General features: G+C 38.8%; 12 protein-coding genes. 9 read left to right on the forward strand and 3 right to left on the reverse strand.

Annotated features, from left to right (window positions below; translation table 11 throughout):
- Positions 1 to 168: 168 nt before the first annotated feature.
- Entirely contained in the window at positions 169 to 1,920 is a 1,752-nt protein-coding gene (locus J0L60_07170) for an HNH endonuclease (protein ID MBN8545899.1), read from the reverse strand.
- Between the two features lie 229 nt (positions 1,921 to 2,149).
- Here J0L60_07170 and J0L60_07175 point away from each other — a divergent pair, with 229 nt between their 5' ends.
- The 9 genes from J0L60_07175 (at position 2,150) to J0L60_07215 (ending at position 12,355) form a co-directional block, all read left to right on the forward strand.
- Positions 2,150 to 2,371: a helix-turn-helix transcriptional regulator gene (locus J0L60_07175; protein ID MBN8545900.1), complete on the forward strand. Its 222-nt coding sequence runs from the start codon at positions 2,150 to 2,152 to the stop codon at positions 2,369 to 2,371.
- 129 nt (positions 2,372 to 2,500) lie between these two features.
- Positions 2,501 to 5,266, forward strand: coding sequence for an N-6 DNA methylase (locus J0L60_07180; GenBank protein ID MBN8545901.1), 2,766 nt, complete (start codon positions 2,501 to 2,503; stop codon positions 5,264 to 5,266).
- Positions 5,267 to 5,723: 457 nt separating this feature from the next.
- Positions 5,724 to 5,927 carry a hypothetical protein gene (locus tag J0L60_07185; protein ID MBN8545902.1) on the forward strand — a complete coding sequence of 68 codons (204 nt, stop codon included), beginning with the start codon at positions 5,724 to 5,726 and terminating at the stop codon, positions 5,925 to 5,927.
- A gap of 83 nt (positions 5,928 to 6,010) precedes the next feature.
- Positions 6,011 to 6,850 carry a hypothetical protein gene (locus J0L60_07190; protein ID MBN8545903.1) on the forward strand — a complete coding sequence of 280 codons (840 nt, stop codon included), beginning with the start codon at positions 6,011 to 6,013 and terminating at the stop codon, positions 6,848 to 6,850.
- 272 nt (positions 6,851 to 7,122) lie between these two features.
- Complete coding sequence (nrfH, locus tag J0L60_07195; GenBank protein MBN8545904.1) at positions 7,123 to 7,731, forward strand: cytochrome c nitrite reductase small subunit; 609 nt, start codon at positions 7,123 to 7,125, stop codon at positions 7,729 to 7,731.
- Complete coding sequence (gene nrfA / locus J0L60_07200; GenBank protein MBN8545905.1) at positions 7,732 to 9,216, forward strand: ammonia-forming cytochrome c nitrite reductase; 1,485 nt, start codon at positions 7,732 to 7,734, stop codon at positions 9,214 to 9,216.
- 229 nt (positions 9,217 to 9,445) lie between these two features.
- Positions 9,446 to 10,735 carry a DASH family cryptochrome gene (locus tag J0L60_07205; protein MBN8545906.1) on the forward strand — a complete coding sequence of 430 codons (1,290 nt, stop codon included), beginning with the start codon at positions 9,446 to 9,448 and terminating at the stop codon, positions 10,733 to 10,735.
- A gap of 206 nt (positions 10,736 to 10,941) precedes the next feature.
- Positions 10,942 to 11,670: a hypothetical protein gene (locus J0L60_07210; GenBank protein MBN8545907.1), complete on the forward strand. Its 729-nt coding sequence runs from the start codon at positions 10,942 to 10,944 to the stop codon at positions 11,668 to 11,670.
- A gap of 34 nt (positions 11,671 to 11,704) precedes the next feature.
- Positions 11,705 to 12,355: a hypothetical protein gene (locus J0L60_07215; GenBank protein MBN8545908.1), complete on the forward strand. Its 651-nt coding sequence runs from the start codon at positions 11,705 to 11,707 to the stop codon at positions 12,353 to 12,355.
- Positions 12,356 to 12,456: 101 nt separating this feature from the next.
- Here J0L60_07215 and J0L60_07220 read toward each other — a convergent pair whose 3' ends face one another.
- Positions 12,457 to 14,142: a hypothetical protein gene (locus J0L60_07220; protein ID MBN8545909.1), complete on the reverse strand. Its 1,686-nt coding sequence runs from the start codon at positions 14,140 to 14,142 to the stop codon at positions 12,457 to 12,459.
- Complete coding sequence (locus J0L60_07225; protein ID MBN8545910.1) at positions 14,143 to 14,874, reverse strand: ABC transporter ATP-binding protein; 732 nt, start codon at positions 14,872 to 14,874, stop codon at positions 14,143 to 14,145.
- Between the last annotated feature and the right edge of the window lie 79 nt (positions 14,875 to 14,953).

A 14,953-nucleotide genomic window follows, 5' to 3' on the forward strand; every position in this document is an offset into this window, starting at 1 on the left:
TTTTGAAAAAAAGGAAATCCATAATAAAACGAGCATGTTCAATCATTATGATGCTCTTAAACATAATTCAAGTTATTGTGGAAATTTTCGAATGGAGCCATTTGAATGCTGCTTTTGGTTTTGTCTTCAAATACCAAATAATTCTGATTAACTTTATATTATTCAGAATCAAATATGTGGAATATCAAACTGTTTAATTGCCTTGATGTAATCATCGTAGCACTTATTAAATTTTTCGAAAGACAAAACAGAAATGTATGTATTTAGAAAATTTCCCACTGAATATGGATCATTATGATTGATTATCCTAATTAAGTCCAATGCCACCATTTTCGATTTATCTGGCAAAGTGTCAAATTTATTAAGAATACTTTCCTTTCCATTTTCTGGAAGGAAAAAACACATATAATTAAAATTTAAATAGCAGCTTGCTAGCATAATTATCTTCGCATCACAAGGAGTGAAAAATTCAAAATTCTCCAGTTCCTTCGAACAAAGAAAGAGATGTTCTCGGCCGAATTGTTCCATATCAATATTATGTTTTCTGGGCACATTAGTACAAAAAATATCAGAGATTAGGTTGATTAGCCTATAAGCTACAATGTTTATATCTTTTTTATTCTTGAATAATGCAAAAACCTTATTATATCTATCTGCGATTAGAGCAAAACTCATTCCCTTTGCGACTAGTCCAACACTTATTACTTCTTTCCCCTTAATTTTTAGTTCTACCTCATTCAATTCTGAATTATAAGAAACATGATAAGGTCGAGTTAGACCAGGTTCTACAGAGAACTTAAAATTATATCTATTAAGTTTTTCATTGTTAAACATTCTTATTACTCTTAAGTCATTCAGAATCTTAACAATTTTGTCAAAACTTGCTTTACAACAATTATTGTAAAATCTCTCTGACCCACACTTGCATTTTCCCTCATAATTTGGAAATTGAACTTTCGATGATAATTCTTCAGATATTGAATCCATACCAATAGTCATATAACTGTCTGGACCTTGAGATTTAAACTCAATCATTTGAGACCCATCTTCTTTTGTGACAAAACCCAAATTACCATTGTGGATAGAATAATTGCCTGGTAATAATTTAGAACTCCCATCTTTTTTGTTTAATCTGACCACATTATCCATCCCCAAGTTAATTACCCCACCTTTGACAAAAATACCATAATTTGCTTCTGAAATCATTGTTTCACCTTTTGGAAGTTCAATGCTCTCTCGTCCATTATCTACTCGAAAACCATCCGATGTATTCCCTAAAACTGATACGCCGTTATATCGTAAATTGATTTCTTCAACTGAAATTGTATTCGGTGCGAGAACGGTTAGCTCCAAGAGTTTTTCTTCATTCTCATTCCAAATGCTAAATCTGTTTTTTTTATTTTCAAAATCAAGTACGGTGGAAAAAACATTTAATTCGTTATTGATGATCGCCGCGACAAATTCATTATTACCATCAAAAAAAGATGCATTTATTCGAAACGGAGCTTCTTTTGCTTCAGGTGGAAGTATCTGAAGAATTACTTTGTCATCAATCTCAATTATTGATTTGGCATTGCTGAAAATTGTGTCTCCAATTTTGATCTTTAAGACTTTAGCATTTCCAACAAAAAGTTTATGAGTTGCAGAGCCTTGATTCTTGACTATCGGGTTTCTTTTTGCCTCCCAAACAGTCGATTTGGCTATTAGTTCTTTGGTGACATTTGCATGACATCCTGGACAGAGTATTGTCATCTTATTCGGATCATGTTCAAGTGCATCTTTGAACTCAGGTTCAATATGTTCATATTCAATTATGATGTTTCCGCATATTACACATCCATAACCAGCTTCTTTTCTAAGTAATCTTCGGATTTCTGGTGGTATATATCTGCTCAGCCCAAATCGATTTTCTTCAGCCATTGAATTCTATCCTCAAAATAAAAAAAATGTAATCATATTACAAATTTAATCAATCGGCACACTTTCTTAACTAAAAGGTGCCGGGACAAAGACCAGCCACTCCTTCCCCCGTTCGGGTATAAACAGCCAATAAATCATAAAATTACACCTGAAAGGGTATAAAGTATATTTTATCTTTGTATTTATACCCGAAAAGGTATATTTTACGAAAGAGTAATTTGGAATATTTATGGCATCTGAAAGTCTTCCCGAATTTGTTAAGCAGAAAAGAAAGTACCTTGGTTATACCCAGGTAGAGCTCGCGATGAGAGCCGGTGTTGGTCTGCGTTTTCTGCGGGAGTTGGAACAAGGTAAGAAATCTCTCCAAATGGATAAAGTGAACAAGGTGCTTTATCTTTTCGGACATGAACTGCGACCCGCAAAAATCATCAGAGGTGACACAAATGATTAAAGATGGGAAAATGAATTTCTGCGAAGGATCATTTTAAGAGACATGCAGTTAGTTTTAAAAGTCCATTTTACAGTAAAAATATTTTATCAGATTTCCATATATTTGCGAAAATAATTGATTGGGTAAATCATGCAGGATAAAGAATCAGCTTATAGAAAAATTAGTGAACTGGTAGAACGATTTCAGGAACAGTTTGTTTCTTATAAAAAATCTGATTACAACGAAACCCTCACTCGAAGAGATTTTATAGATCCTTTTTTTAAGGCTTTAGGCTGGGACATCGATAATGAATCAGGGTATGCAGAAGCATATCGAGAAGTGATTCATGAGGACAAAGTCAGAATCGGTGGTGCAACGAAAGCTCCTGATTATTCCTTTCGTCTTCCGGGTGGAAAAAGACTTTTCTTCGTCGAAGCAAAAAAACCATCAGTTGCCATAAAAGAGGAAATTCAACCCGCTTATCAGGTTCGCCGGTACGGATGGAGTGCAAAACTCCCAATCAGTGTCATAACTGATTTTGAGGAATTCTCAATTTATGATTGTTCCAAAAAACCCATTCCAACAGATAAAGCTTCCGTCGCTCGAATAAAATATCTCACTTTCAAAGAATATCTTGATGAATTTGATTTTCTATGGAATACATTTTCCAAAGAGAGAGTTCTGAAAGGGAGTTTTGACAAGTTTGTCGAGGGTTCTGCGAATAAAAAAGGAACAGCGACTGTTGATAAAGATTTTCTGCAATCTTTGGACGGATGGAGGACTCTTCTCGCTAATTCCATCAGCAAACTTAACAAGGAACTTGACGAAGACGAACTTAATTTTGCAGTTCAGCAAACCATTGACCGGATAATCTTTTTACGCATCGCTGAAGACAGAAATATTGAACCTTACGGCAGTCTCGCATTTGCTGTAAAACAGGGTGATTTTTATTCAAATCTCTACTCAATTTTCAAAGATGCGGATGATAAATATAATTCGGGATTGTTCAACCTGAAGAAAGATTTAATATGCAGTGACCTGAAAATTGAGAATAAAGTACTCAAATCGATTATTAATCAACTTTATTATCCTGAATCACCTTATGAGTTCTCTGTACTTGCAGTTGAGATATTGGGAAGTGCATACGAGCAGTTTTTGGGGAAACAAATTAAGATTAGCAAATCTCATAAGGCTGTAATTGAGGAAAAACCTGAAGTAAGGAAAGCCGGTGGAGTCTATTACACCCCTCAATATATCGTAAACTATATAGTTGAGAATACAGTTGGAAAACTTCTTGAGGACAAAACACCCGAAGAAGTGAGCAAAATTAAAATAGTTGATCCTGCCTGCGGAAGTGGCAGTTTTCTCTTGGGAGCATATCAGCATTTGCTCGACTGGCACAAATCATATTACACAAAATATTCCAAACCCTCCCGGGGAGGAAAAGATAATCCTCTTACCCCAGAAGGAAATTTAACTACTTCCGAGAAAAAACGAATACTAACCAACAACATCTTCGGGGTGGACATTGACACCAATGCAGTTGAAGTAACGAAACTCTCCCTCCTCTTAAAATGCCTTGAAGGAGAGACACAGGCTTCGATAGCTAATCAATTGTCTCTGTTCAATGAGCGAGTCCTCCCGACTCTGGATGAAAATATCAAAAGCGGCAACAGCCTGATTGACCTGGATTTCTACGATAATGAACTTGATTTTGGTTTCGAGAAAAAAGTAAAACCTTTCAGTTGGCAGAAAGCCTTCCCCCATGTCTTTAAACAGGGAGGTTTTGATGCAGTAATTGGAAATCCACCGTATTTAAAGTTGACAAGTCATAATACAGAATCTTCAGTACTTCAATATTATTTTCGAAATTATGTTTCTTATTCAGGTGGAAGTTCGAAAAATCTATATCAACTGTTTTTAGAAAGGATGATTGAGCTTAGACCTAAAAAATTTTCTTTTATTGTACCAGAAGCAATTTTAACAACTGAAAGTAATGGTAAAATCAGAGAACTTTTACTCCAACAGTTCAGAATCACTTCTGTCGTAAATTTTGATCATTTTGTGTTTGAAGGCGCAACAATCGGCACATCCATTATTGTAGGGGACCAAGGCAATAAACAAAATTCGACAATTATTACCATCGACCCATCAGGACACCAAAGGCAGCGTGGAGAAATTAAAATGGTAATTTCAAGTGCTCCATGGGATATACTAATGAAAGATGAAAACATAAAGTTTTTTGAAAAAATTTCGCATTTAGCAATTCCAATGGGTACCATCGTGGAAATGTCAAAAGGAATGGTAGTTAAAAATAGAAATTCAGTATTGACCATATCACAAGTTGAAAATTCGCTTCCTTTCTTATTGGGAAGTAATATGAAGCGCTATCATTATAATGTTGATAAATACGCAGTTTACAGTAATTTAGAGATTATAGGGGGAACGCGCGAAATAACAAAACATTTATCTATACCAAGATTATTCATTAGAAGGACTGGGGGTATTTTGTGTGCGACATATTCAGAAAATGAAGAGTTAGTTGAAAGCACAATTTATTTGGTCAGAAGCCAAACAATTGATCTAAAATATCTACTGGGACTTCTTAATTCAAAATTGCTCACATTTTACCTTAAGAAAAAATTAATAACGAATTCACAAGGCTTCCCTCAAATATTGATGAGTCAGTTGGAGAAATTGCCCATTGTCACAGGGACAAGTGAATATCACCAAATTATTTCGTCATCAGTCGATCAACTCTTACAACTTAACATAGACAAGCAGACGGCATCACTCCAATCGAAGTTAAATCAAATTCAAAGCAAAATTGAATATTGTGAAGATAAAATAAATAAAATCGTGTATGAATTGTATGGTTTAACCGATGAAGAAATAAAAATGGTAGAGGGGGCGTGAGCTAAAAGTGAAACATATCATGTGACAGAAACACTATACGGATAGAATGCATTCGGGCAAAGGTCCTGCTCAATTTGCCACTGGACAGTACCCAAGCATACCTTTGTGTATGGAAGTCTGAGATATCTTTCTGCTCTTTGAAGATTCCGATATTTAGATATGGTGTCATATCGAAGACTCTTACTCCGCAATTTGTAAAAGTTGTGTGTATGCTCAAAATAATTCACCACAAAAATAACAGACCCGATAATCTCAGGTTAAATTCGCAATGTGGCCCGGTGTTTGTTTGGTTTATAATTCCTTAATTTGCTATATTTAGCACAAAGAAACAACACATTATTTGTGAGTCTGAGATTGTAAAGAAAAACCAAACTATCAAAAATCTCCTCTCAATCACTATCCCAATTATTCAAACGGGGGTTTTTATTTTGGTGATCTTTATTACCAGAATGCCATTTTGACGGGAGCAACTATTGAATTTTCCGACGGGAGCCGAAGAGATATCACTCTTAAAGTATTTGATGGAATGCAAACCATCGAATTTCCGGAAGTGTTGACTTCGTCTGTGAAACTCATCTGCCGGGGAGTAAAACCCGGCGAAAGATGGCAGGATGTTTGCATTTCCGAATTCAAAGCGCTGGTTGTCAAGCAGGTGTTATAGAACTCTCAGAGAAATTTAATAGTTACATTTAAAGATTACTTTATTTAGTCAAACAAAAATCACTTCTAATCGAAAGGAGCAATATGAGAAGGCACTTCTTTTTAATTGCATCATTTTTTGTTATCAGCACATTCAACATATTTTCGCAGGACTTCATCCTTACCGAACCATTTTCTCATTTGGATTTTGAAACTGTCCGTACATACAACGACACAAAAATCACCGATTTCCGGCTCGATCCTGTGATCAGGGAGAAGCTGATGCCATATTATCGGAATGCCATCAAGGAGCAGGGGATAATGATGGAAATTCATCTCACTTCTGCGATTGATAAAGACTCAAACCGCACACTTCAGGACAGCACTGTTTGTGAATATGACAAAGAGGGAAGACTTGTCTCGATAGTTGTAAACGACAGGGTGAAGTCGAACAAAACGAAATCCGCTTCTCTTTTCTTCGAATATGACAAAAAAGGAGACCTCATTAAGATTAAAGGGGATAAAAAGACCATCCGTACTTTCACCAGAGACAAAAACGGTAAGATCACCAAAGCGGATAACATCGCCTACACTTATAAAAAAGGGGCGCTCCAAAAAGTCGGAAAAATTTATAAAGACGGCAACTACTTCATAGATGCAAAAAAGACCGGGCAGATAATGGACCAGTATGAAGGGAAATACGATGAGTACGGAAGAGCATGGGAAGTCCGGTGGCACGAAGCTGGAGTTGCACTTCTGTATGACACCAGAGACCGCTGGAGCATGTCTGACGGTGGAGGTGAAGGTTTTAATACGAAGATTGTTGTCGACTACAAAGACGGATTGATGACACAATTGCAAAAAACCGACGGAAGTTATGTTGACGAATCCTTATCCCAGGTAATCACATCAACAGTTTACAGAATTTACAGGGACGGGAAATAACAAATTTTCAACCTTTGCGGCCCTTGAATATCATAAATTTTACCGAAAAGCTGACTTTGAAAAAGGGGCAGCTTTTTGGTTTTCCACCCTCCCGAGCAAATTTAAAACCTTTCCGGTAACACTTTTCCACAAATCCCCAAAATAATATTTTACATTTCTAAAATAAATTGTATATTTCGAAAGAATTTTCTTGCATACAATTGCTAGTTTTTGTAGTTTTGGTATAAGCAGAATATAAAATCTGATTTAACTAACAAACCGGAAAGAACGGAATGAGAGTAATAAAAAAGTTACTCAATCTACTGATTCCACCCCCGAACTGGCGTTTTCCTGTTATCGTTACGCTTGGCATCTTCTTTGGACTGGGCTTTCATGTCCTTTACATTTCGAATGCACTTTCCTACGCTTCAGACAAACCCGAAGCATGTATCAACTGCCATGTAATGAACTCTTACTACGCCACATGGGAGAAGGGCAGCCACGGACGGGTAACCGTCTGTAACGACTGTCATGTTCCCCACGACAACATCATCTCCAAATACATGTTCAAAGCTCAGGACGGTCTGAGGCACTCGTTTATGTTCACATTCAGGCTTGAGCCGCAAGTGATCAAGATAAAAGATGCCGGAAAACAGGCTGTACAGGCAAATTGTATCAGGTGTCATGACAACACTATACATCCAATTTCGAACAGGGGATATGCTGCCGGGAACAGATCCATTGATATGGAAGGAGTTTACTGCTGGGACTGTCACAGAGATGTGCCGCACGGAAGAGTAAATTCCCTGTCATCCACTCCCGATGCAAAAGTACCCGGACTTACTCCGGTTGTACCGGAGTGGCTTAAAACCAACACTTCAAACCAGAAACCAGAGGACTAAATGAAACCTGTTTCCGAATTATTAAAAGAAAAACCGTGGCTGGGTTGGGTAATCTTCCTTGGTACGGTTGCAATTGTTTTTGTACTCGGCCTTTTTGCTTCAACGATTGTTGAGAGGAGAGCCGAAAGCTTTACACTTCAGGCTGTTAAACCAATCGCAGATTGGGAGCCAAGAAATGAAGTTTGGGGAGAGAACTATCCCCGTGAATATGAAACCTACATGAAAACACTCGATACCAATTTTGCGAGCAAGCACGGCGGATCGAAAGAAATAGATTATCTGGAAAAATATCCTGAACTTGTGATTATGTGGGCGGGTTACGCCTTTGCAAAAGACTACAAGCAGGGAAGAGGACACGGACATGCAATCAGGGATATCCGTCAGACTCTCAGAACGGGCGGTGTAAAGGAAAGTCCACAACCTGCCACCTGCTGGAGCTGTAAAAGTACAGATGTTCCGAGAGTGATGAACAAAGTGGGAGCAGAGGATTTTTACAAAGGGAAATGGAAAGACAAAGGAGCGGAAATCGTTAATCCGATCGGATGCCAGGACTGCCATGATCCCAAGAGCATGAACCTCCGGATCACCAGACCTGCACTCGTGGAAGCATACCAAAGGAGAGGAAAGGACATTACCAAAGCCTCAAGACAAGAAATGAGATCCCTTGTCTGCGCCCAGTGCCATGTGGAATATTTCTTCAAAGGTGAAGGAAAGTACCTAACTTTCCCATGGGACAACGGTTTTAGCGCAGATTCAATGGAAGCATATTATGACAAAATGGACTATAAAGATTGGGAGCACAAGCTCTCAAAAGCGCCCATGCTAAAAGCACAGCACCCTGACTATGAACTCTTTATGACGGGAATTCACGCTAAAAGAGGAGTATCATGCTCCGACTGTCATATGCCTTACAAATCGGAAGGCGGTGTTAAATTTACGGATCATCATATTCAGAGTCCGCTTGCAAATGTTGCCAATTCATGCCAGGTTTGTCACCGTGAGGAGGCAGAAAAGCTGATTCAGGATGTTTATGACAGGCAGGACAGAGTGGAAGAACTTAGAAGGATTGCAGAAAAGGCGATAGCATCAGCTCATCTTGAAGCGAAAGCTGCATGGGATGCGGGTGCAACACCTGAAGAAATGAAACCCGCACTCAAGCTTATCCGTCATGCTCAATGGAGATGGGACTGGGTGGCCGCTGCCAACGGACTCGGCTTCCATGCTCCCGTTGAAGCACTTCGTGTAGTTGGAACTTCTCTCGCAAAAGCCGAAGAAGCACGGAAGGAACTTGCGATTATCTTAATTAAACACGGCAAACCTTATCCCGTAGTGCTCCCGGATTTCTCCACAAAGGCGAAAGCTCAGTCGATTCTTGGATTCGATCTAAAAGCCATGATGGCAGACAAGGATGAATTCCTCAAAACTGTTGCCAAGCAATGGGATGAGGAAGCGCGCAAAAGACAGGGATTTTTATACGCCTATTAATGCAGTAATCCAATAATCCAGTAATTCAATAATATGGTCGTCATTCGAGAGAGTGGCGACCTTTTTTTTTGGGAGAGGACTCGGATACACGCAGAGGGGACATGCCGAAGGCATCCCTTTTGGAGATTAACGCAGAGTAAATAAGTGAACACGGATTAAGCAGGTTGAACAGATTCATACGGACTGATAGAAAGATTATTTATCTTTGGGGGTTTAATTTCTGACATGTATGAAAAAAATACTCTATCTCCACCGCAATGACTTAAGATTCCATGACAATCCCGTTTTGACCTCCATATCCGGGGAAAAATGTGAGTTTCTTCCTGTCTATATTTTCGATAAAGAAGATTATCAAAACTTCAGTTTGTCAGGGGTGAACAGAGCCGGGAGGTATAAAAGAAAGTTTATTTACGAGAGCGTGGAGGAACTTTCAAAAAAGTACCGGGAGCACGGGAGCACGCTTTTATGGGAGCACGGGAGCACATCGGAAATTGTGGCACGCATGATCCGAAGCTATTCCATTACTGATGTCTTTTTGGTTAAAGAGCATACAGATTATGAAACCAACAGGGAAAATGAGATGATTGCATCCAATCCCGAAGTCCGGTTTACATTTTTTGAAGACAGAACCATGGTGCACCCTGATTATCTGCCTTTTCATTTTTCCAATCTTCCCGATTTGTTCACAAATTTTCGTAAAGAAGTCGAAAAAGATCTTCGTGTAAGGCATTCTGATCCCGAATTATCAGCACTTCCACTAACAATCCGAACTGACCCCGATGAGCACTCGAACCGCCATGAAATAAGAAAACTACTTGAAATTGATGAATCTCTTGATCTTAGATTCAAGGGTGGGGAGTCTGAAGGATTGATGAGACTAAATTACTACCTGGATGAAACAAGACTGCTTTCAAAATACAAGGAGACGCGAAACGGATTAATCGGTGATGACTATTCGAGCAAATTTTCACCATGGCTTTCTATTGGTGCTCTGTCTCCTCGAAAAATATTTTGGGCGGTAAAGGAATATGAGAAAAAATATGAGGCCAATGAATCAACATACTGGCTGATCTTTGAAATGTTGTGGCGCGATTTCTTCCGTTTTACAGCCATGAAGTACGGAAAAAAAATCTTCTACAAGAGCGGTATTCAGGGAGCACGGTGGATGGATAAATCAGGTGGTACCCATATTGATTTTATTAAATGGTGCAAAGGGGAAACAGGACAACCTTTTATTGATGCCAACATGCAGGAACTAAATGCGACGGGATACATGTCCAACCGGGGAAGGCAGAATGTTGCCAGCTGGCTGGTTCATGACCTAAAACTTGACTGGAGACTGGGAGCTGAGTACTTTGAATCGATGCTCCTTGACTATGACCCCTGCAGCAACTGGGGAAACTGGATCTATCTCGCTGGTGTCGGGAATGATGGCCGGGAAAACCGCAGATTTAATCCTGAACGACAGGCATCGATGTATGATCCGGCCGGGGATTATCAGCGTCTGTGGCAAAAGTGAAGTTGCTGATATTTGTGTTTTTATTAAGAACTTTCACATGATTTGCGATTCCATTTATTAAGTTACATTTATAATTCTATAAATTCTGAGGAATCGTAATGTTTAAAAAGTATTTGTTAGCCTTACTGTTGGGATTATTTATAACTACAAGTGCTCAGGATTTTATTCCTGAAAATGTTCTAGTTTATCTTCAATATTCAAACAATATGAGAGATAAATTCCTTCCCGTCTGGCAAAACACGATCAAAAAGAACACCATTATAAAAGAAACCTACATTTCATACGATAACAGCAGCCTTACCGACCAGATTCCTATCCCGTTTGACTCAACCATATTTAATTATGATACTGAAGGCAAACTGATTTCGGCAATCAGCACTTCACCATTTCCGGGAGCAGAAAACTCCGTAAGACTTACAACTACATTTCATTATGATGCCGGTCTCCTTGTCGGCTCGAAAGATGACAGAGGAGATCAGCTTTTTATTAAAAGAGATGAAAAAGGCAGAATAAGCACGCTGGAATATGGCGAGTATGAGGATAAAATCTTGTACAAATATAAATATTCTGATGACAAACTTATGACGATTGATATTATGTACGGTGAAAATCAGATGATCCAGATAGTTCAGGAAGACGGAATCTTTGTTGCGAAGGATACAAGCAGTCTGATGTCAACCGTCGGTGACAAGTATGGCAGAGTCACAAATGTTTATTCCCACAATTTTGGGATGGACAATCTGTATGATACCGGTGAAAGACTGATTGAATCGAAAATTTATCAGGGTGGAACTACAGAGATTACAATGTTCATCTACTCCGGTGATCTGCTTCAGGAAATTGGTTACAATAACCATGAAGGTGAGATTGGTGCTGAACTTAAAGACACCAAGATTACAAAATCAGTCAGAACTGTAGTCAAATACGATAAATAGATATTTTCCAAAAAAGATAAAACGGAACAGAAAAATGAATAAAATAAAATCATCCCTGCTTATTGTCCTGTTAATTGGTTTGTTAATGGCAGTAACTGTATCAGCACAGGGAAAGCAAAAACAACCAACAGATGATTCTACAAAAAAATCTCAGGTGTCGAACGATAAACTTCGAAATCAATCGGATTTTCCAAAATTTCTGAAATATTTCCTGGAGCAAACCTACTACAATAATAATTTCAATATGCTTCTTTACAACAACGACAAGGCAGTTACAAACTTTTTCCATCCTGTTGTTGGATTTGTACGGGCTACAAATCCGGGAGCATTCTGCGTTCTCGAGCGAGAGAACAACTACGGAATTATGATGCCACAGGAAACCGGTTGGGAAAAGAACAGTATTACAGGATTAAAATTCTACAATAAAATGCCGAAAAACGGTCAATGTGACGAGTCGAAAGATAAAAACGGCGTTTATTACATCAAGAACAGTAAATTTCCACAGTACTGGGATCATGAAAAAGAAAAAGGTGTGGCATATTCACTTCCTGCAAAATACAAAAATGCACAGGTAATGAAGGTTGTTATTCTGGTTGACAAATGGATACAGAAGCGATTCTATTTTGCCAAAATCGACAAAAAATGGTATTTGATTTTGTCTGATGACTGTGATTGCTCGGCGTAAATTTACAGAGTTTTTCAGTTGAAAGTTGCTAAAACTGTACTATAAAATCATGTTGTAAGTTGTTATATTTTGACAAGAACGAATTTAAACTGAAAAATGAGTTATACATCCTTCTCTAATGACTTGATACCGATTCTGTAAAAGAACCAGCCGACAGCCATTGAAACCAGGAATACGAGGAGGGAAGTGGTGTATAAAGCGGAAGCATCAATAATCTTGTTGCGCAGAAAGTTGTTGAAAAACTGTGAAAGCGGTACATAAAGAGCAACAATCAGAAGCACAAGATAGATCATACTGAACAAAAAAGAAATTGAAGCCCCTTGGGACGATGAAAGTCTCACGGGGTTTTTCTCTTTCAGGTTGATAAACAGTCCTCCCATTCCAAAGTTCATCATTACAAGAAACCACGAGGATGAGAATGAGATAATCGCCATAGGGAGCACGAGAGATGGTGAAAATCTCCATACAATAAAAAGAGACATAACCTGTGAGAGAATCAAAATGATGGTTAAGGGAATCATCAATCTTTTTCTTAACAGTTTCCGGGTGCTTACTGGAGCAGATTTAATCTTCCAGACTACATTTCCTTCAAGGCTTATGAGAGGAAAAACATACCTCAAGGCAAGCGTGACGATAAAAAACACATTAAACAGATATACAGCCATAAAAATGGTTGTCAACAACAGGAACCTGTTTGATGCGAGCATTGATATTCCCGAAAGGCTCGCAACAAAGATAATAATAAGGAATAGGAGCACCGAAAAGTGTATCACCTGGGCGGGTTCTCTTAAAAAAAGATGAAACTCTCTTTTATAAATCACCTCTGAAAAGGCATTTTTCAAAAACGAGGTGTTCCTGAATGCAAATATCGGGGGCTTGCTCACCTTTGTTTCCCTGTTTTCTCTGAAATCTATCGACTTGTGCCAGGTATCAAGAAATGTTGCCTTCCCGATTAGAGTAACCACAATCAACAGAAAAAATGAGAGGGAAACCTGCAGAACATAGTATGGAAATGCTGCTGAAATATCTCCTTTTACTGTCCAAAACATTGCCTCAGCCAGCCAGTTGCTTGGAAGAAAACGGATATAGGGAGGAATCAGGGAAGCGAAATAACCATCTACATTCGGGAAAAACTTCATCACACCGGCGACCGTATCAATGGGAGATGATACCTGAAAAAAGAGAACAATTATACCAATATAGCCCAAACCGAGGACAGCTACAACTCTCTTAAATCCAAATTTCAGAGCTGTATTTATCAAAACCAACAGGAGGAGCACGCCAAGAAGGCCCGCTGACAGCATAAACGGAAGAAAATTAAAAAGAAACAGGAACACTGCATGGAGGACATTTACTTTGAAGTATAGTGTAAATCCGGTCAGAAGTGCCACCATCACCATTATCAGGGTTCCGGAGGAATAGAAAAAATTATCAAAGAACTTAATAACGAAAATCCTTATCGGATTTACCGGTTTTGTCAGGAGAAATGCCACTTCGGGAGATCTGAAAAGAGTGGAGTATGAAACAACAATGTTGCCAACATTCACAGAAAGGAAGAATATGAATAAAATTATCGAGATAAACCGGTGAAGCAGAAAAAGCCCTATTCGTTGCTCTATCAGCAGGAAATCGAGTGCCCTGATGGCGAAAATATATGCTCCCGCAGCAAATCCGCCATAGACCAGCGTGCTCCCGACACTTTTTACCAGTCCGCGCGCGGAAAAATCCATCTCCGGCTTCATAAAGGCTAGTATCTTAAACCAGATGATATGGAGAATTTGGGTCATCTAATTTTCAGTCTCGCTTGTCAGTTCAATAAACAGAGTTTCAAAGTTGTGGCTCAACTCTTTTTTCATGGAAAGGAGTTCTTCAAGCCCGCCCGAAAAGATTATTTTTCCTTTGTTGATAATGCCGACGTCAGTGCAGATTTCTTCCACAACATTGAGGCTGTGGGTCGACATGAAAACAGTAATTCCTTCTTCCGATTTCCGTTTCAAAAATTGTTTTACTAACACAGCCGATTGCGGATCGAGCCCGACCATAGGTTCATCGAGAATTATCAGTTCGGGGTGGTGAAGGAAAGCGGATGCAATCGCCACTCGCTGTTTCATTCCTTGTGAGTATTCTTCGGTTCGTTTGTTGAGCCAGTCACCAAGTTTAAGCGTATCAATCATTTCATCGATTCTTGATTTCACACTCTTTTTATCGAGATTGTACAGCCCCCCGCAGAAATAAAGAAATTCCAGACCTGTTAATCGGTCATAAAGAAAAGGCTGATCGGGGATATAACCGGTGATAAGCTTTATCGCTTGTGCATCTTTAAGAATGCTAATTCCTTTAACTTCAATATCGCCTTCGGTCAGAGAGTATATACCGGTGAGCATCTTAATTGAAGTTGATTTACCCGCTCCGTTTGGTCCCAGGAATCCGAAAAGAGACCCCTTTTTGATGTGGAGGTCGATGGAATTCACGGCTGTGAAAGAGCCGAACTTTTTAGTCAGTTTTTTGAATTGGATCAATTGTGTTTTGTTTTTTCGTGGAAAGGATCATGGAAATTTGAGTAAGTAAGATTTAAATATATGTAAAAAATTTTCAGTT

The organism is Ignavibacteria bacterium, from assembly GCA_017302895.1.
GTDB lineage: Bacteria > Bacteroidota > Ignavibacteria > Ignavibacteriales > Ignavibacteriaceae > UTCHB3.